This window comes from Streptomyces venezuelae (assembly GCF_008642275.1).
Lineage (GTDB): Bacteria > Actinomycetota > Actinomycetes > Streptomycetales > Streptomycetaceae > Streptomyces > Streptomyces venezuelae_E.
Window position 1 is genome coordinate 6,328,157 of the sequence record NZ_CP029189.1, and the last position, 18,116, is coordinate 6,346,272.

Sequence of the window (18,116 nt, forward strand, 5' to 3'; positions counted from 1 at the left end):
GTCGTCGAGGAAGGAGTCGAGATGCGCCCGTGCCTTCGGCGCGCACGCGGAGGCGAGGCAGACGGCCTTCAGGTCGCGGCGGGCCCGTTCGGCGTCGAGCGGGCAGTCCCGGGCGGGGTCGCTCCAGCCGTGCAGCGACCGGCGCCGGGCGCGGTGTCCGGAAGCGGGCGCGTGCGGTGTGGTGCGCAGCAGCCGGGCCTCGGCGGCGCCGAGGTCGTAGTGCCGGTAGCGGTCGCGGACCCCCGCCCGGGCCAGGAACTCGGCCAGGGAACGGGGGACCGGGTCGCCGTCCTGCCGCTCCGGCCGCTCGTGGCGCCTCATGACCCGGCCGATTCGGCGGAGCCGGGCTGTGACGAGGAGTCCGGCTGTCCCACGGAGTCCGGCTGTGCCACGGAGTCTGGCGAAACCGCGGGGTCGGGCGGCACCGCGGGGTCCGGCGGTACCGCGGACGTGGAGAGCAGCCGGGCGAGCCGCCGGTGGGCCTGTCCGAGGTAGGAGCGGACCGTGGCCTCGTCGACGCCCATCACGGCCGCGGCCTCACCGGGGGTGCACTGGAGCCCGTACCGCAGCAGCACGCAGTCGCGCTGCCGCTCGGCGAGCCGCGAGACGGCGGAGTAGAAGCGGATGGTGTCGGTCAACACCTCGTACTGATCGGCGTGGGCCTCCTTCAGGGCAGCCTCGAAGGCGCTGATGTCCGTCGGCTCCGGGTGCTGCTGCCACGGATGGCGACGGCGCCGCGGGTCGACCAGGCAGTGCTTGAGGACGGTCCAGGCGTAGGCGTCGAGGCGGTCCATGTGGAGCATCCGCAGCCATTCACCCATGATCGAGTCGAAGGCGGCGTCCACCGCCTCCTCCGCCGCCGCGTCGGAGCCCAGCTGCAGATACGCGAAGCGCATGTACGCGGGCCGCCGATTGGCGTGGAAGGCCCAGTACGACAGGCGCGCCGTCGGATCCCACTGGCTCATGGGAGTCGGCCGCCGACGCCGGCTCGGTAGTCCCACGGCCCCACCGGACTCCTCCGGTCCGCCATCGTTCACCGCTCCACCTCATCCCCTGTGCGCTGAACAGGAAAGCAGCGCGGGCGCACTCGGAGGGCGCAGAGAAGAAACCTGGAAGCAATGCGTCGCGGATGATCGACCCGTGATCGATCTCGATCACGCGGGGCTCCAGCCGGCACGTATGCATATGCCCACCGCGAGTGCCGCCGCCTCTGCCAGCGCGAGTGCCGCCGCCGGTGCCGCAGCGAGTGCCCCTTCGGCGGCACCGCCCGTGCCGCCGTCACCGCTCCCGCCGACGCCCCGGCCGTCGTGGCCCGGGCGCCGGTGGGGTGCGCCGCGGTGCGGCTGTAACATGGGCCCGATCGCGAGGGCCGTGACGGAGAGGTCACTGCCCTCGCTTTTGCTTTACGTCCACCCATGAACAAATGCGGCGCGTGGCTTCGCGGCGGTTCGATACGATGAACCGCGTTCACAATCCGTCACGTCACGTCGTACCGCACAGAGGAAATGGAGCATCCGAGGATGGCTCGACACCTGATCACCAGCGCGCTTCCCTACATCAACGGGATCAAGCACCTGGGCAACATGGTCGGGTCGATGCTTCCGGCGGATGTGTACTCCCGGTACCTCCGCCAGCGCGGCCACGACGTCCTCTACATCTGCGCCACCGACGAGCACGGCACCCCCGCCGAACTCGCCGCCAAGGAGGCCGGCATCTCGGTCGCCGAGTTCTGCGCGCAGGCCCACGACGCCCAGAAGGCGGTCTACGACGGCTTCGAGCTGTCCTTCGACTACTTCGGCCGCAGCTCCTCCGCGCAGAACCGCGAGATCACCCAGCACTTCGCGCGCAAGCTGCAGGAGAACGGGTTCATCGAGGAGCGCGCGATCCGGCAGGTGTACTCGCCGGTCGACGGCCGCTTCCTCCCGGACCGCTACGTCGAGGGCACCTGCCCGCACTGCGGCTACGACAAGGCCCGCGGCGACCAGTGCGAGAACTGCACCCGCGTCCTGGACCCCACGGACCTGATCGAGCCCCGCTCGGCCATCTCCGGCTCCACCGAGCTGGAGGTCCGCGAGACCAAGCACCTCTTCCTGCTGCAGTCCAAGCTCCAGCACGAGGTCGAGGCCTGGGTCGCCGAGCACGAGGAGGAGTGGCCGCAGCTCGCCTCCTCCATCGCCCGCAAGTGGCTGACCGAGGGCCTGCACGACCGCGCCATCACCCGCGACCTCGACTGGGGCGTCCCGGTCCCGGCCGACACCTGGCCCGAGCTCGCCGCCGAGGGCAAGGTCTTCTACGTCTGGTTCGACGCCCCGATCGAGTACATCGGCGCCACCAAGGAGTGGTCCGACCTGGACCCGGCGAACCGCGACTACAAGTCGTGGTGGTACGAGGCCGAGGACGTCCGCTACACCCAGTTCATGGCCAAGGACAACGTCCCGTTCCACACGGTGATGTTCCCCGCCACCGAACTGGCCACCCGCGAGCCGTGGAAGAAGGTCGACTACGTCAAGGCCTTCAACTGGCTGACGTACTACGGCGGCAAGTTCTCCACCTCGCAGAAGCGCGGCGTCTTCACCGACCAGGCGCTGCAGATCCTCCCGGCCGACTTCTGGCGCTACTTCCTCATCGCCAACGCGCCCGAGTCCGACGACTCGTCCTTCACGTGGGAGCACTTCCAGGCCACGGTCAACAAGGACCTCGGCGGCACCCTCGGCAACTTCGTGAACCGCGTACTGACCTTCTCCCGCAAGAAGTTCGGTGACGACGTCCCCGCCGGCAGCCCCGCGGGCGAGGCCGAGGCCAAGCTGGGCGAGCAGATCGCCGAGCTGCTGGCCGAGTACGAGGGCCACATGGACACCCTCCAGTACCGCAAGGCCGCGGCCGCGCTGCGCGCCCTGTGGTCGGCCGGAAACGCGTACCTGGACGAGAAGGCCCCCTGGCTGGAGGTCAAGACCGACCTGGAGGGCGCGGCGCTCACCCTGCGCACGGCGATGAACCTGATCCACCTCTACTCGGTGGTCTCCGAGCCGTTCATCCCGGCCTCGGCGCGCGCCATGCGCTCCTCGTTCGCGCTCGCCGACGACACGGCCACCTGGATCACCCCGGAGCAGGCCCGCTCCCTGGACGCGGTGCCGGCCGGTACCCCGTTCACCGTGCCGCCCGTGCTGTTCGCCCGCGTCACCGAGGAGGACCTGGAGTCCTACCGCGAGCGGTTCGGCGGCAACCCGGAGGCCTGAGGCATCCGCAGGGCCCGGTGACAACCGGTCGAGGGGCACGACCCGACGGGTCGTGCCCCTCACGCATGCCCCGGGGGAGGGCGGGCGGGCGAGGGGGAAGGTAGGGAAAACCCCACCGCGGACCGTCCACCTGGCTGTGCAGACCCGGCCGGGCCGCGCGGCTGGAATGGACCCATGACCCTTTCCCCTACCGCCCGGTGGACCACCGGCTGGCTGCTCGCCGCCGCGTGGGCGCTGTCCTTCCCGCTGTTCTCCTCGCTGGCACCGCACCGGCTGTGGGGCTGGTGCGCCGCAGCCGGATACCTCGCGGCCGCCACGGCCACCGCACTCGGCCGCCGTCGCGCCGCGCTCGCCGCCGCCCTGCTGGGGGCCGTCGCCGTACCGCTGCTGTGGCTGGTCCTGACCGGCCAGGGGCAGTCGGAGGTGACGGTCGTCGAACGCTCGGGCCGGCTCCTGCTGGAGTCCGGCCGGCTCTACGTCGACCGGCCCGCGCACGTCGAGGAGTACACCCCCTACCTGCCGGGCATGGCGCTGCTCGGCATACCGCGGGCGCTGCTCGGAGGAGACGGCGACGGGGCCGGCTGGGCGGCGCGGCTGCTGGGGGACGCCCGGATCTGGTGCGCGGCCGTGCTGTTCGGCTGCCTGTGGGCGGCCCGGCGGCTGCTGCACGGCGGGACGACCGTGCGCGGGCCGGGCGGTGGTCCCGGGCGTGGGCCGGGTGTCGGCACCGGACGTGGGCCGGGCCGGCTGCTGCCCGTGCTGGTGGCCTCGCCGGTGGTGGCCCTGCCCCTGGCGGTGAGCGGGGTGGACCTGCCGCTCGCCGGACTCTGCTGCCTGGCGCTGGCGGCCGCGGCCGCCGGGCGGCCCGTCCTCACCGGGGCGGCCCTCGCAGGGGCCTGCGCGCTCAAGTGGACGGCGCTGCCCGCGGTCGCGGTGGCCGTCGCCCTGCTCGCGGTCTGCCGGGGCGGGTGGCCGGCGGTGCGCTGCGCTCTGGTCGCGGCCGGCGGCACGGCCCTGGTGGTGCTGCCGGCCGTGCTGCTCCAGCCGGCGGAGGTGGGACGCCAGGTGTTCGCCTTCCCCACCGGGCGGGCGGCGGTGCCGACCCCGGCGAGCAGTCCGCTGCCCGGTCGACTGCTGGCCGAACTGGGCCCCTGGGGCTGGTACCTGACGGTGGGCCTGCTCCTGGCGGGAGGTCTCGCGGTGGCCGGCTCCCTGCTCGCCAGGCCGCCGCGTACGGTGGCGGCCGCCGCGGACCGCCTCGCCCTCGGCCTCACCCTGGCGTTCCTCCTGGCCCCGGCGGGCCGCTTCGGCTATCTGGCGCTGCCGGTCCTGCTGTCGGTCTGGGCCCGCTCGGTGACCGTACCGGGTGTCTCGCGCGTGGTGACGGGATCGGGCCGGCCCTGGCCCCGGCCGTCGGGCCGGCGGCCGGGGGCGCAGCGGAGCGAGCGGACGGGAGGGCATTTCGCCTGATGACCCCCGCACATTGGATAGTTGCACTATCCTTCCGTCCGTGGATCAGCTGACCGCCGAAGACCCGAACCGTATCGGACCGTACCGCCTGATCGCCCGGCTGGGCGCGGGTGGCATGGGACTGGTCTACCTGGGCCGCTCCGAAGCCGGGCGTACCGTCGCCGTGAAGGTGGTCCAGGCGGAGTACGCCGGGAACCCCGAATTCCGCAAGAGGTTCGCCCGCGAGGTGGCCGCCGCGCGACGGGTGGGCGGCAGCTGGACGGCAGCCGTGCTCGACGCCGACACCGAGGCCGCCGTGCCCTGGGTGGCGACCCAGTACATCCCGGGGCCCGACCTGCAGACCGTGGTCGCCCGGCAGTTCGGTCCGCTGCCCGAGGACTCCGTACGGACCCTCGCCAACCGGCTCGCCCTCGCCCTGCGGGCCGTGCACGAGGCGGGTCTGATCCACCGCGACCTGAAGCCCTCCAACGTGCTCGTCACCGTCGACGGGCCCCGTGTCATCGACTTCGGCATCGCGCGGGCGATGGACAGCCTGACCGGGGACAGCCTGCACACCCGCACCGGCATGCTGATCGGCTCGCCGGGGTTCATGTCCCCGGAACAGGTCCGCGGTCTCGAACTGACCCCCGCCAGCGACGTCTTCTGCCTCGGTGCGGTCCTCGTGTACGCCGCCACGGGACGCATGCTCTTCGGCGCCAAGGACACCGGCCTGAACGCCCACCTCTTCCGGATCGCCGAGGAGGAGGCGGACCTGACCGGGGTGCCGGAGTCACTGGCCGGCCTCGTCGGTGCGTGCCTGCACAAGGACGCGGCCCGGCGGCCGACCCCCGAGGAGGTGGCGGAGCGTACGGCGGCGGACGCCGCCGGGGAGTGGCTCCCGGGCGCGGTGCTGGCCCAGCTGGGGCGCCACGCCGCACGGTTGCTGGACTACGCCCCGGCGTCTCACGCCGGAGCCGGCGGTGGCGGGGCCGGCATGGGTGGGGCCGGAGCCGGCGGCGGGGTCGTGACCGAGAAGGGCCCCGCCGAGCAGGCGCCGGACCCCCGCCTCGTGCCCGCGCAGTCCCGGCAGGACGCCTCCCCGTACGGAACACCGCCCCCGCCTCCCGCGTACGCGCCCACGACCCCCGGCCACTTCGGCCCCGCGGACGGCTTCGGGCCGCCCCCGGGTTCGCTCCCCGCGGACCAGTCCGTCCCCGCGCCCCCGCATCCCCGGCGGTGGTGGGGGCTCGCGGTGCTCGCCCTGACACAGCTGCTGGTGCTGGTCGAAGCAGCGCAGTTCAGCCTGCTGGGGCCGCAGATACACGCCGATCTCGGCATCGACCACCTGGGCGCCGTATTCACCGCCCACCTGGTCGCCCTCGCCGGACTGCTGCTGCTGGGCGGGCATCTCGCCGACCTGTTCGGAGCCCGGCGGATGCTGGTGGCCGGCCTGATCGGATTCGCGGCGGCCGCCGCGTTCGGCGGCGCGGCCGCCGGCACCGGGCCGCTGATCGCCGCCCGCGTCCTGCAGGGCGCCTCTGCGGCCCTGCTCGTCCCGGCCGCGCTGTCCCTGGTGGCCACCGGATTCACCGACCCCAAGGAACGCGGCAGGGCCTTCGGGATCTACGCGGCGGTCGCCGCGGGCGGCGGTGCGCTCGGCGTGTTCACGGGCGGGTGGCTCGCGGAGACCCTGGACTGGCGCTGGGCCCTGTGGTCGGTGGTCCCGCTCGCCGTGCTCGCCCTGATCGGCACGCTCACCCTGCTGCCCGGCCGCCCCGGCCGCACCGGAGCCCGGTTCGACGGACTCGGCGTGCTCCTCGGCACGGCGGGATCCGCCATCCTGGCCTGTGGCCTCGCCGAGGCCCCGGACTGGGGCGTCGTCCAGACCCTGGTCGTTGTCGCGGGCGGCCTCGCGCTGCTCGCCGCGTTCCTGTGGTGGCAGAGGCGAACCTCCGGCCCGCTGCTCCCCGCGTACGTCCTCGCGGACCGGAGCCGCCTCGGCTCCCTCCTGGCCGTTCTCGTCACCGGTTTCGCCGTGGTCGCCCTCCTCCCCGCCCTGGGCTTCTTCGCCCAGCAGATCCGCGGCGAGGGCCCGGGTGCGACCGGGACCGCCCACCTGCCGCTGGCCGCCGCGGCGCTCGTGGCCGCCACCCAGGTCTCCGCACGCCTGCTGCCCCGCGTCGCCCCGCGGGCCCTGCTCCTGCCGGGCCTGGCGGTCACGGCCCTCGGGCTGGCCCTGCTGGCGGGTGTCGGCGGAGCGGCCACGTATGCGACCGGGGTGCTGCCCGGCATGCTGCTCACCGGATTCGGCCTGGGCCTGGCCCTCGTCCCGCTCTACGCCATCGGGACCGCCGGGGTGGCGCCGCACCACGCGGGTGCGGCCTCGGGAGCCCTCGGGGCGGCCCAGTACCTGGGTCAGGCGATCGGCGGGGCGGTGCTCGGCGCCGTCCTGACGAGCCGCCTGCGGCAGATCTCGGAAGACACCGACGTGTTCGCCCGGCTGCTCGACTCCTACACCACCACCCTCTGGTGCGCGGCCGGGGCCGTCCTGCTGGCGGCCCTGCCGGCCGTCCTGCTGATCAGCGCCCCGCGGCGGAACACGGGCGCGGCCTGAGGGCCGTCGCCCGGCTGCCTCCCACCGGACGTGCCGTTTGCCCCGCGGCGGTTGACCCGTTGCCGGCCGCCAGAACGGGGTCAGGGGCCGATGAGGGGGATGAGGCGAGTGAAGCGGTGCCATCCGGCGGTGAGGATGCCGGCGACCGCGGCGGCGCCGGCGATCAGCCAGAGGTGCAGGTCCTTGGGGACGAAACCCAGCTTGGGCAGGACTGCCGCGGTGGCGACGGCCGCGAGGATCGCGGCAAGGATGGCACCGGCGACGTGCAGGGATTCACGGAAGGCCGCGAGAAAGGGAGACGGGAGCGGGACGTCGGCGAGCTTCGCTTCGGGGAGCAGACCTGCCACCTTGCCCTGGGCGTAGTTCTCGCTGATCTCGGCGACCATGACGGCGTAGTCGTGGGCTCCTTGGCGCGGGTCGACGTCGATCCGCATGAGCTGTCGGCGAAGTGCCGCGGCCACGTGCCGGCCGTGCTGCCGCGCAACCGTTCGCCGGGGTGACCGTCGCGGGATGACCCGGGACTCGCGGTACACCTTGAGGACACGTTCCTCCAGCCTGCGCGCATGGTGGTCGAGCTCGTGCAAGGCCTGGAGACGGCCGGTGGGGACCGTGTCGTAGACGTCCGCGCACAGGGCGAGGGCGCGCGCCGAGCGGCCGATGAGGGTGTACGGCATGTCGGGTGCGCGGTTGCGGATCGGCTCGGACAGCAGCGTGACCAGGGCGACGGAGACCGCGTAGACAGTGCCCGCAACGAGGGCGATGGCCACGAGGATCGGGCCGACGGGCTGGCCCTCCCAATCGCTGAACGCCTGCTTCCTGTCCATGAGCGTCTGCGCGTGTCCGGCGAACTCGTCCGAGGTGACCTGGCTCAGAAGATCGATCTCGTAGGGGAAGAGCAGCGCGGCGACACAGAAGCCGACGCTGAAACAGAAAACGACGGTCAACACCGCGTGGAACGCCCTGACATGGGGGAGCGAGTGCCACAACACCAGGCCGACGCGCGTGTGGGGCAGGCTGCCCGAGGGGAACCCGAGGCGGTCGACGGCCCGGTCCAGGCCCTGGAGGGCACACACGGCAGCGGTGCGCCGTGCTCGTCGCTGCCGGAGCCGGTGCTGCGCGCGGGCGCGGATCACGGTCGAGCGGGTTCGGGCTAAGGTGCCGGACACTGGCATGCGTCTGTCATTCCCCCGGGCTGGTGGTGTGTGCTGATTATCAGGGCAGAGCGGGTGGACCTGTCGGGCATCGGTGAAACCGTTCGACGACGTCCTCGCGTCCGGCGCCCGTGCGGTGGGGCCGTCGGGACGCCCGTCCCGAACGCCCTCGTCCTCCCGAGCGCTCCCGGTGATCACCAACGCCTACGCTGTACGCCGTCCGAGTGACTGGAACGGGGTGGGGATCCGCATGACGGAAACGACGAACGGTGACGCGGCAGAGCGGTCGAGACCGCAGGGCGCAAGGCGGTCCTGGCTCGGCGGCCTGATCGCCGTCGCTGTGGTGCTGGCGATCGTCGTCGGCCTCGGCTGGGCGTTCCTGGGCACCTCGGGCTACTGGCCCGGATCGTCGTTGACGACGGCCTGGGAGACCCCCGGCGACAGCCGGGCCCCGGAGGACGGCACCCACCAGGCCTGGATCGTGGACGACACCCTCGTCCGCACCCGGCACGACGCCGTCACGGGATTCGATGCCGGAACCGGCAAGAAGGTCTGGGAGTTCGTCCCGCCCGGCCGCACCGAGATCTGCGCCGCCAGCACCACCGCCGACGGCGCGCACGTGCTGATCGCGTACGACGAGAACACCAGGAGCGCCGCCGAGGGCTGCGCCACCGTCGCCGCGCTGGACCTCGCCGACGGCCGCGAACTGTGGCGCACCGCCCTCGCACCGGCGGGCGGCGACACCGCCGACCGCGTCCGCGCGCTCGCCGTCGGCAGCGGGCTCGGCGTGGTCCTCGACGCCACTGGCAAGGGCGCGCCCGCCGTCCGCGCCGTCGACCTCCGCACCGGCTCCCCCCGCTGGACCGCCGCGGTCCAGGAGGGCTGCACCCCGGACGGCACGGCCACCGCGCCCCGGGAGGTCCTCGCCGTCCTGGCCTGCGGCGAGGAGATGCGGCTGGCCGCCTTCGACCCGGCCGACGGCAGGCAGCTGTGGATCACACCCCTCGACGCCCGCCGGGGGGTCGCCGCCGGCGCGAGCGTCACCTTCACGGCCACCGAGCCCGTCGTGCTGCGCGTCGACGAGGGCGACCGGGGCGTCGACGCCTTCCTCACCTTCGGGCCCGGTGGCCGCCCCGGAGCCCGGATCCAGGCCACCGGCGACGGCCACGGCTCGATCGGCAGCCATGTGACCGTCTCCGACGGACGGCTCTTCGCGCTCACCGACGGCGGCAAGTGGGGGCTGCTCGTCGCCTTCGACCTGACGACCGGCGGCAGGCTCTGGAAGGAGGCCCTCGGCGGCGCCGCCTACGTCGTCCAGGGGCTGCACGCGCAGGACGGCCTGGTCACGGCCGTGAAGGGGTCGACCAGGTACGGCGACAGCCTCTACGCGTACGACGCCGCCACGGGCGACGAGGAGGAGCACCGTGCCTTCCGCGACGACGCCGGCTCCGTCGACGACCTGATCCCGTACAAGGACAGGCTCATCGCCGTGCGTTCGGGCAGCCACGTGAGGCCCTTCACCGCGTTCGAACGCTGGTGACGGCCGGGTCCTGGCGGTCCTGGCCCGACAGGTGGGCCAGGACCGCCAGGACCCGGCGGTTGCCCTCGGTGGCGTCCAGGTCGAGCTTCATGAAGATGCTGGAGGCGTGTTTGACGACGGCGGCCTCGGTGATGAACAGCCGTGCCGCCAGGGCCTGGTTGTTGAGGCCGGAGGCCATCAGCGTCAGCACCTCCCGCTCGCGCGGGGTCAGCCGGGCCAGCGGCCGTTCCTCGGACTGCCGGCTGAGGAGGACCCGCACCACCTCCGGGTCGATGACCGTACGGCCCTCGGCGACCTGCTGGAGGGCGTCGAGGAACTCGGCCACCTCGCCGACCCGGTCCTTGAGGAGATAGCCCAGCCCCGCCGCCGAGGCACCCGTCAGCAACTGGGTGGCGTAGGCCGTGGCCACGTACTGCGAGAGCACGAGCACGGGCAACGCGGCGTCGCGGGAGCGGAGTTCGAGTACGGCCCGCAGGCCTTCGTCGCGGAAGCCGGGCGGCATCCGCACATCCGTCACGACGACGTCCGGCCGCTGCGCCTCCACCGCCCGTACCAGCTCCTCGGCGCTGCCGACGGCGGCGAGGACCTGGTGCCCGCCGCGGGTGAGGAGTTCGGTCAGCCCGGCGCGCAGCAGTACGGAGTCCTCGGCGAGGATCAGCCGGAGCACGGGACCTCCACCCTGAGTCGGGTCGGTCCGCCCACCGGACTGGACACCACCAGCCTGCCCTTCAACATCGCCACCCTGTCCGCGAGTCCTGCCAGGCCCGCTCCCGCGCCGGGATCGGCGCCGCCGCGGCCGTCGTCGGTGACGGTGAGAGTGAGCCGGTCACCCACGACCTTACCGACGACGTGGACGTGCGAGGCGCCGCTGTGCTTGGCCGCGTTGGCGAGGGCCTCGGTGACGGTGAAGTAGGCCGTGACTTCCACCGGTTCGGTCAGCCGGGGCACGTCGAGGTCCACCGTCACCGGTACGGGATGACGCAGGGCCACCTCGGCGACGGCCGCCGCCAGCCCGTGGTCGGTGAGGACCTGCGGATGGATTCCCCGTACGAGGTCGCGCAGTTGCTCCAGGGCGACCCTGGCCTCCCCCCGCCCCCGGGCCACCAGCGCGGCGGCCCCGGCCGCCTGCGGGAGCCCGCGCAGTTCCAGCTCGGCGAGGCCCAGCGTCATGCTGAGGGCGACCAGCTGCTGCTGCGCCCCGTCGTGCAAGTCCCGCTCGATGCGCCGCCGTTCGGCTTCGAAGGCGTCCACCAGGCGGACCCGGGAGCGAGTGAGCTCCAGGATCCGGTCCGCCTCCACCCGTGGCCCGAGCAGCAGCCGGGCCGCCTTCACCTGGGCCCCGGCGAGCAGCGCGCCCGCGTACGCCGCCACCGTCGTCCCGGCCAGCCCGACGGCCGTGCCGCCCAGGGCCTCGACCGGCCCGGAGACCGCCCGGCCGGGGATCAGCATCACCGTGTCCGGTGCGATGGCCCACACGATCACCGGTGTCGCGACGAGGATCAGGGCGAAGGCCAGCAGCGTGATCACGGCGAACCCGGCGGCCCCGAAGACCGGTCCGAGCAGGGCGGCGTACGCGAACTCCCGCCAGGTGGCCCGCTCCCGCAGCCGGGTCCGCAGCCAGGCCGCGGGCCCGGCACCGGCGAGCGAGGTGTGCGGGTCCGGCACGGGCCCGGGCTCCACCCACCGCAGCCGCCACCGCTCCAGCGCCCCCAGCGGCACCCCGGCGACGACGGCGCCCAGCAGGAGCAGCAGGCCGATCCCGACGACCGCCAGCGCCAGCCCGAACCCGAGGAGCAGGACGAGGACGACCAGAACCGGATAGCCGAGGAGGAACCCGCTGGCCAGATACGCCCAGCACCGCCAGGGCCACCACGAGCCGAGGAACCGCAGCGGCCGGCGCATCGCGGCCAGGACGGTGACCGGAGCGAATCCGGCCGGTTCGGGGAGGGGCGTGGAGTCGGACATGTCCCCCCACCCTAAGGGGTGTCCGGCCATGACCCTCGCGGCGGACGTGACGGCCCGTCACATGGCGTGCGCCCAGGGCCAGGAAGCCGCAGATCAGCACGGGCCAGGCGTACGGGGCCGCCCGGATCGGCGGGGCCGGGGGAGCCGTGTCCCCCCGATCATGGAGCGCGGCGGCGGGTGCCGTGGTGGGCTGCGCCTGGCGGGTGAAGCGGCCTGTGGCTGCGGCTGTCAGTCCCCGGTACGCACGAAGGTCCGCACCGCCGTGTCGAAGTAGCCCCGGGCCTCTTCGGCCTGGCGGACCGGCGAGGACACCCACACGTCGTACAGGCGGCCGTCCTCCTCCCAGCACAGGTCGCGGGTGTGCCGGGGACCCTCGGCCGGCGAAAAACCGTCCCAGGTGAACAGCCACAGGGCGGCCTGCAGGCCGTTCTGCGCGGTGGTCGCGACCTCGGCGTCACGGTAACCGGGGTTGGTCCCCGGCCCCTTGGCGTGGGCACGCTGATGGACGGCGAGGGGGCCGCCCGACTCGGGTTCGGCCACCTTGATGCCGATGCGGAAGGTCTCACCGGGTGACATGTAGAAGATCCGCGGACCTTCCACCTTGCGGGTGAAGCCGAGCGGCACCGCGAGTGAAAAACCCTCCGGGTCGGTGACGACGCGGTAGCCCGCGGGCGCGGGCCGGTCGTCGGACGAGGGGGAGACCGTGTCGGTCCGCTCGCCGGTGGCGGCGGAGGAGGCGGGCGTGCTCGCCTGGCCGGCCGCCCCGCTCGTGGACGTCCGCCCTCCCCGCCCGCCGTCGCTCGTGAGCAGCGCGGCGGACACGCCGGCACCGGTGATCGCGGCCAGCAGCAGCCCGGCGATCAGCGCCGCCGCCGGCCGCCGCCTCCCCGGGGCGTGCGGGGGCCCGGGCGCGGGTACCGGGGCCGACAGGGGCGTCGGCGCCGACGCCGGGACCGCCCCGGCCCGTGCCGGACCGTGAGCGGCCGGGGTCTGCGGGACGCTCGGGATCAGCGGGACGTCCGGGGTCCGGGGGACGTCCGGGGTCTGCGGTACCGCCGTGGCCTGCGGGCCGCCCGGGGGTTGCGGCGAGGCGTCCTGCGGGGCCGGAGCGGACTGCGCCGGGTCGTGCAGGGCCGGGGTGTACCGCGTCGGGGTGTACTGCCCCGCCGACTGCGCGCAGTCCCGCAGCATCCGCTCGGCCCGCTCCGCGCCGATCCGCTCGGCCGGATCGCGCTCCAGCAGTCCCCGCACCACCGGCAGCAGCGGGCCACAGGCCTCGGGCGGCCGGATCTCGTCGAAGACCACCGCGTGCAGGATCCCGCCGAGCGAATCCCGCCGGAAGGGGGAGGCGCCGCTGAGGGCCGCGCACAGCAGGGCGCCCAGCGACCACAGATCGGCCTCGGGCCCGGCCGGCGTCCGCCCCGACATCCGCTCGGGCGCGGTGTACTCGGGGGAACCGACGAAGGACCCGGTGGTCGTCAGCGTCGTGGCGCCCGACACCTGCGCGATGCCGAAGTCGGTGAGCACGGGCCGCCCGCCCGGCGCCTCCAGCAGGACGTTCGCCGGCTTGATGTCCCGGTGCAGTACCCCGGCCGCGTGCGCCGTACGCAGCGCTCCGACCAGCGCGGCCCCGATCCGGGCCGCTTCGGCGACGTCCACGGGACCGGTCCGGGAGAGCCGGTCGGCGAGGGAACCGCCCTCGACCAGCTCCATGACGATGTACGGGAGTTCGCCGTCCTCGACGATGTCGTGCACCACGATGATGTGGGGGTGCTTGAGCTGCGCCGCCGCCCGTGCCTCGCGGAGCGTCCGCTCACGCTGCTGGCGGGCCTCCTCCTCGGACAGCGCGGGGTCGAGCGCGACCTCCTTGACGGCGACGTTCCGCCCGAGCAACTGGTCCGTGGCGCGCCACACGATGCCCATGCCGCCGCGTCCGAGCTTGGCGTCCAGCCGGTAGCGCCCTGCGATCACGCGGGCGTTCGCCCCCTCGGTCCCCATGGCGCCATCATGCCGCATCGCGGATCAGCACCCGTTCGCGGCGTGTCGAAGCCGCCCCTTGATCGTTTCTTCAGCGGTGGCCCTTACTTCTGCTGCGGATTTCGGGAGGCGCGCGGTGACCGCTTGGCAGTACTTCGCCGGGGCGGGCCTGGTGGCGGCACTCTGCCCGCTGCACGGCCACGTGGCGGTCGCGGGCGAGGACGACGGCGACGGCTACGGAGCCCGCGTCGACCTGTGCGTGCCGGCCGGGCAGCCGGAGAGGCCGGTCTTCCGGCCGCCGTCCGGGCTGCCCTCGGTCCGGGTGGCCGTGCCCGGCACCGGCCGGCCGACCGTGCGTCACCCGGGGCGGCCCGCGGGGGCCCAAACTGCCACAGCGCGTCCCGTGCGGCCGGCCGAGCCCGCGCGGCCGCGTCCGCCCGGCGCGGTGGTGGAGCCTTCGGCGGAGGCAAGGGCCGAGGGGCCGGAGCCGCGGGAGCCCGCGGCGGGTCCCGGGGGCCGGGACGAGGCGGCCGCGGCCGGCGCACCCGCCCCGCCCGCGGCCAGGGCCGCCGCCGCGCGGGTGAGCGCCTTCCACGTGCGTCCGTACCGTTCGGTGGCCGTCGAGCGGCGCGGCCCGGGCGGGATGTCCACCCTCACGCTCATGGTCGTCGTCACCACCCCTGCCGTACTGGCCGCCGCCGCCCTGCGTCCCCGTTCCAAGAGCCGGGGCTGACCGCCGCGGCCCCTTCCCACCCGTGTCCGCCGACTCACCGATCCACCGATCCACACCGGGAGAATCCACGTGTCCGAATGGCTGGTCCTGGCCATCGCCATGGCGCTCGTCTGCGCCCTCGTCCTCGCCATCACCGCGATCCGGCACCGCCGGGCCGCGGAAGACGAGGACACCAGCGAAACCCCCGACGTCATCGAGTACATGACGATGATGGTGGGCGTGGTCTACGCGATCGTGCTGGGCCTGGCCATCGCGGGCGTCTGGGAGGCGCGCGGCGCCGCCGAGGACAGCGTGCGCCGTGAGGCCCAGGCCCTGTACGAGGTGACGCAGCGGGCCGACGTCTACCCGGCAGCCGTCCGCGACCGGATCCGTGGCGAGGTGGACGCGTACGTCGCCCACACCGTCGCCGTGGACTGGCCGCTGCTGACCTCCGGCGACAGCGCCTCGGCCGAGGGCGCCGCACTGCTCGGCAAGCTGCGCACCGACGTCACGCACCAGAGCCCGGCCAACGAGCTCCAGGCGCAGGCCTACCAGCCGCTGCTGGACCACATCGCCGCGGCCGACGACGCGCGCCACTCGCGGACGCAGAGCGCGGAGTCCACGCTGCCGGGCGTGGTGTGGTTCGGGCTGCTGGTCGGCGGCCTGGTCACGGTGGGGCTGATCTTCACCCTGCAGATCCGCCGCTCCGGACGGGAGTTGCTGCTCGCCGGACTGTTCAGCGCGCTGATCGTGTTCCTGCTGTTCATGGTGTGGAGCTTCGACGCCCCGTACGGGCGGGAGGGGATCGACTCGGCCGCACCGTTCCAGGACCTGTTCCCGGCCACGGCTGCGGCGTCGGTCGCCAGCCGCTGACGGGTTCCGGCAGAGGCCTCGGCCTCGGCAGGATCCGGAAGGGGCGGCTCAGACGGTCGCCTCGCGCCGGACCGCCTGCACCACCGGCGAGTGCCGCAGCGCGTCGGAGATCCGCAGCAGGTCGCGCGGACCGTCGGCGGTGTCGAGGACGGTCTGTTCGTCCTCTCCGGTGGTCCGTCCGTCGGGGTCGGCGGAGCGGGCCCGTACGGCGGCCGCGACCATGGCGGCCTCGGCGACGGCGCGGGCCGTCTCCTCGTCGGCGCCCCCGGCGACGGCGCGCTCGTAGGCGCCGTCGCCGAGGCCCTTGTCGAAGTACGGTCCGAGGTGCAGGAAGCCGTCGTGGATGTCCGACTCGCGCTGGATCACCCGCAGTTCCGCCGCGGACCACCAGGCCATCGGCACGGACGGCGTGCCGCTGGGCGCGGAGATCTGCACCTCGTGCCAGAGCGGGCCGAGCCGGCGGTACGTCGCCCAGGTCAGCCAGTGGTCCGACAGGCGCTGGCAGACGAGCGGGACCACGAAGCCCATCGCGCTGACGAGCGCCCCGAGGGAGGCGAGCGGCGGAGCGACGAAGGTGCTGAGGTCGTCCAGGTCGTGACCGGACCAGCGGGCGACGACCGCGGTCATCTTGGTCGCGTCGTAGGCGAGGTTGAAGACGTAGCCGATGACGATGATCACCAGGCCGATCCGCAGCCAGCCGCGGACCTGGAGCGACCAGCGCCAGCACAGGACCACCATCACGAAAGCCGCCACGCAGTGCGCCAGCAGGTAGAGGGCGATCAGGTGGCCGATGTACGGGGTGTTGGCGTAGTAGGTGTCGAAGTCGCGCAGCCGCTCCACCGGGGTCTCCCCGAGGGCGAAGAGCACGATCAGGACGACGATGACCAGGCTGTAGCCCAGGATCCAGCGGCGCGAGACACGTCGGGTCCGTTCGGGCGGGCCGCCCCGCCAGTTGACCATCAGGACCAGGCAGGAGGCGCTGAACGCGGTGATCAGGCAGTAGACCAGGGGGGCCGAGACGTTCACGATCCCGGTCCAGCGGTTGACCGCCGCGATGGTCGGCGGGGCGGCGAAGGTGAACACCGCTCCGGCCAGGGTCAGCAGGGCGACGACCGACCGGAGGAGCGGGTCCCGCCAGTTGTGCCGCAGGGCCGGCAGCTTGAAGGCGAGTGAGACCGCCATCGCGGCCGCCGGTATGTAGTAGTCCTGGCCGTTCAACGCTCGTTCCTGTGCCCCCGGTAGCCCAGCGAAGCCTCGATCCGGCCCGCCAGTTGATCGCGCTGGACCGGAGCGCGGTGGCCCGCCGATCCGGCGAGCCAGTTCCGACACCGACTACCCAGCAGTAAGCCGAAGGATTCGGCTTCCGTCTCCTCCTGCACGTCGGCGCGTGTGCGCGCGGCGACGCGCCGTACGGTCTCGCCGATGTCGGCCTCGTCGGACAGCAGCCGTGCGGCGACGGCGGCGCCGTCGACGTGGTGACTGCAGTGACCGGCCTTCATGTGCCACAGCTCGTGTCCCAGGATCACCAGTTGGTGGTCCGGCGCGGTGCGTTCCTCGATGACCACGAGATCACGGTCCGCCATGTCGAGCCACAGGCCGCTGGCCGTCCGGGGCGGGAACGAGGCCATCCGGAAGTCCACCCGGCGGCCGCGGTGTCTGCTCATGCCCTCGCAGAGGGCAGCGTAGAGGTCCACGGGTTCCACGGGGGCGTTCAGCCGGATACCGGCCACCAGCTCCCCGCACAACCGCCGCTGCTCTCTGCCTATGCTCACCGTTCTCCCCGTCGGCGCGGATCCGGATCAGGACTCAAGGATCAGACCCAGACTTTCGACTGGGTCAGGATTCATTCGGTTTGACGCTTTCGAGGAGCAGGTCCAGCCATTCGGTCACCTTGTCCCGGTGCTTGTCGCTGGGCAGTTGGGCGGCGCGCCAGGCGATGCCCCGTACGCCGTGGTTCTGCAGGAGTCTTGCCAGCGGATCGCCCGCCGATGCGGCCGGGGCCGGAACGGTTTCGCGCGCCCGCCCCGCGAAGTCCTGGAGCAGCTGTTGCTCGGTCCGCTGGAGCGCGTCGGTGAGGGCGTCGGAGTCGTGCGCCGTGAGGAACCCCGCGTGCACTCCGAAGAACCGCTGGATCGCGTCGCAGTGTTCCATGGTGGGGCGCCGGTCGCCGTTGATCAGTGCTCCGGCCTGCTGCCGGGACATGCCGGCGCCGTCCGCGATCTCCTGCTGCGTGTAGCGGCGGCCGTTCGGTTTGACGCGGGTCCGCCGGAGCAGGTCGAGGCGCTGCAGGAACCGGGTCTGCAGATCGGGCTCGCCGGCCGGCCGGCCGTCGAGCAGGGTCCTGACCACGTCCGTGGGTACGCCGGAGGCCTCGGAGAGCCGCCGCAGGTCGAAGACCTGGTTCAAGTCGCGGCCCATCTTGCCCGCGAGTTCGGCGACACGCGTGATGGTGGCTGCCATGGGTGCGTGGGCCACCGCGACGGGAGCCGGGAAGCCGTCTGTCACCAGTGGTTCTCCTAGATCGCGCGAAGTCGGTATGGGCACATGGTCGGCTTCTGGAATCTAGCCGCTCTCGCCCGTAAGGGCTAGAACGTGCCAC

At 73.4% G+C, this 18,116-nt stretch carries 14 protein-coding genes; 6 read left to right on the forward strand and 8 right to left on the reverse strand.

The features are described from left to right. Window positions 1–317 precede the first annotated feature (317 nt). Window positions 318–965, reverse strand: coding sequence for a sigma factor-like helix-turn-helix DNA-binding protein (locus tag DEJ51_RS27985; RefSeq protein WP_223835991.1), 648 nt, complete (start codon window positions 963–965; stop codon window positions 318–320). 555 nt (window positions 966–1,520) lie between these two features. Here DEJ51_RS27985 and metG point away from each other — a divergent pair. From metG to DEJ51_RS35890, 3 genes are all read left to right on the forward strand, one after another. Beyond that, window positions 1,521–3,236, forward strand: a complete 1,716-nt coding sequence (gene metG / locus DEJ51_RS27990) for a methionine--tRNA ligase (protein WP_150260354.1) — start codon at window positions 1,521–1,523, stop codon at window positions 3,234–3,236. A gap of 174 nt (window positions 3,237–3,410) precedes the next feature. After that, window positions 3,411–4,706: a glycosyltransferase 87 family protein gene (locus tag DEJ51_RS27995; protein WP_150260355.1), complete on the forward strand. Its 1,296-nt coding sequence runs from the start codon at window positions 3,411–3,413 to the stop codon at window positions 4,704–4,706. A 40-nt stretch (window positions 4,707–4,746) separates the two neighbouring features. Next, on the forward strand, window positions 4,747–7,299 hold the full coding sequence (locus DEJ51_RS35890; protein ID WP_150260356.1) for a bifunctional serine/threonine protein kinase/MFS transporter: 2,553 nt from the start codon (window positions 4,747–4,749) through the stop codon (window positions 7,297–7,299). 80 nt (window positions 7,300–7,379) lie between these two features. Here DEJ51_RS35890 and DEJ51_RS28005 read toward each other — a convergent pair whose 3' ends face one another. Beyond that, window positions 7,380–8,432, reverse strand: coding sequence for a hypothetical protein (locus tag DEJ51_RS28005; protein WP_190620684.1), 1,053 nt, complete (start codon window positions 8,430–8,432; stop codon window positions 7,380–7,382). A gap of 268 nt (window positions 8,433–8,700) precedes the next feature. Here DEJ51_RS28005 and DEJ51_RS28010 point away from each other — a divergent pair, with 268 nt between their 5' ends. Beyond that, window positions 8,701–9,990 (forward strand): PQQ-binding-like beta-propeller repeat protein, encoded by a 1,290-nt coding sequence (locus DEJ51_RS28010; protein WP_150260358.1) that lies wholly within the window; start codon window positions 8,701–8,703, stop codon window positions 9,988–9,990. On the opposite strand, the gene DEJ51_RS28015 is transcribed toward DEJ51_RS28010, so the two are convergent. The 3 genes from DEJ51_RS28015 to DEJ51_RS28025 form a co-directional block, all read right to left on the reverse strand. Beyond that, complete coding sequence (locus DEJ51_RS28015) at window positions 9,968–10,657, reverse strand: response regulator (protein WP_190620686.1); 690 nt, start codon at window positions 10,655–10,657, stop codon at window positions 9,968–9,970. The two genes, DEJ51_RS28010 and DEJ51_RS28015, sit on opposite strands and share 23 nt — an antisense overlap. Then, window positions 10,645–11,955: a sensor histidine kinase gene (locus tag DEJ51_RS28020; protein ID WP_223835992.1), complete on the reverse strand. Its 1,311-nt coding sequence runs from the start codon at window positions 11,953–11,955 to the stop codon at window positions 10,645–10,647. Before DEJ51_RS28020 ends, DEJ51_RS28015 begins: the two co-directional genes overlap by 13 nt. Window positions 11,956–12,183: 228 nt before the next feature. Then, window positions 12,184–13,953 (reverse strand): protein kinase domain-containing protein, encoded by a 1,770-nt coding sequence (locus DEJ51_RS28025; RefSeq protein ID WP_150260359.1) that lies wholly within the window; start codon window positions 13,951–13,953, stop codon window positions 12,184–12,186. A 115-nt stretch (window positions 13,954–14,068) separates the two neighbouring features. On the opposite strand from DEJ51_RS28025, the gene DEJ51_RS28030 reads away from it, so the two are divergent. Then, window positions 14,069–14,665 (forward strand): hypothetical protein, encoded by a 597-nt coding sequence (locus DEJ51_RS28030; protein ID WP_150260360.1) that lies wholly within the window; start codon window positions 14,069–14,071, stop codon window positions 14,663–14,665. A 69-nt stretch (window positions 14,666–14,734) separates the two neighbouring features. Continuing rightward, window positions 14,735–15,517, forward strand: coding sequence for a DUF4239 domain-containing protein (locus DEJ51_RS28035; RefSeq protein ID WP_150260361.1), 783 nt, complete (start codon window positions 14,735–14,737; stop codon window positions 15,515–15,517). A gap of 48 nt (window positions 15,518–15,565) precedes the next feature. Here DEJ51_RS28035 and DEJ51_RS28040 read toward each other — a convergent pair whose 3' ends face one another. The 3 genes from DEJ51_RS28040 to DEJ51_RS28050 all read right to left on the reverse strand — a co-directional run bounded on the left by DEJ51_RS28040 (window position 15,566) and on the right by DEJ51_RS28050 (window position 18,022). Continuing rightward, window positions 15,566–16,735 carry an MAB_1171c family putative transporter gene (locus DEJ51_RS28040; RefSeq protein WP_150260362.1) on the reverse strand — a complete coding sequence of 390 codons (1,170 nt, stop codon included), beginning with the start codon at window positions 16,733–16,735 and terminating at the stop codon, window positions 15,566–15,568. Beyond that, window positions 16,732–17,289, reverse strand: a complete 558-nt coding sequence (locus tag DEJ51_RS28045; RefSeq protein ID WP_150260363.1) for a toxin-antitoxin system, toxin component — start codon at window positions 17,287–17,289, stop codon at window positions 16,732–16,734. The genes DEJ51_RS28040 and DEJ51_RS28045 overlap by 4 nt, the downstream gene beginning before the upstream one ends. Before the next feature lie 64 nt (window positions 17,290–17,353). After that, window positions 17,354–18,022 carry a helix-turn-helix domain-containing protein gene (locus tag DEJ51_RS28050; protein WP_150260364.1) on the reverse strand — a complete coding sequence of 223 codons (669 nt, stop codon included), beginning with the start codon at window positions 18,020–18,022 and terminating at the stop codon, window positions 17,354–17,356. Window positions 18,023–18,116: the final 94 nt, after the last annotated feature.

Excerpts from the sequence above, each read along its gene's own strand:
- DEJ51_RS27985 (WP_223835991.1), bottom strand. The coding sequence starts at position 965 with ATGAGCCAGTGGGATCCGACGGCGCGCCTGTCGTACTGGGCCTTCCAC.
- metG (WP_150260354.1), top strand. The coding sequence starts at position 1,521 with ATGGCTCGACACCTGATCACCAGCGCGCTTCCCTACATCAACGGGATC.
- DEJ51_RS27995 (WP_150260355.1), top strand. The coding sequence starts at position 3,411 with ATGACCCTTTCCCCTACCGCCCGGTGGACCACCGGCTGGCTGCTCGCC.
- DEJ51_RS28010 (WP_150260358.1), top strand. The coding sequence starts at position 8,701 with ATGACGGAAACGACGAACGGTGACGCGGCAGAGCGGTCGAGACCGCAG.
- DEJ51_RS28020 (WP_223835992.1), bottom strand. The coding sequence starts at position 11,955 with ATGTCCGACTCCACGCCCCTCCCCGAACCGGCCGGATTCGCTCCGGTC.
- DEJ51_RS28025 (WP_150260359.1), bottom strand. The coding sequence starts at position 13,953 with ATGGGGACCGAGGGGGCGAACGCCCGCGTGATCGCAGGGCGCTACCGG.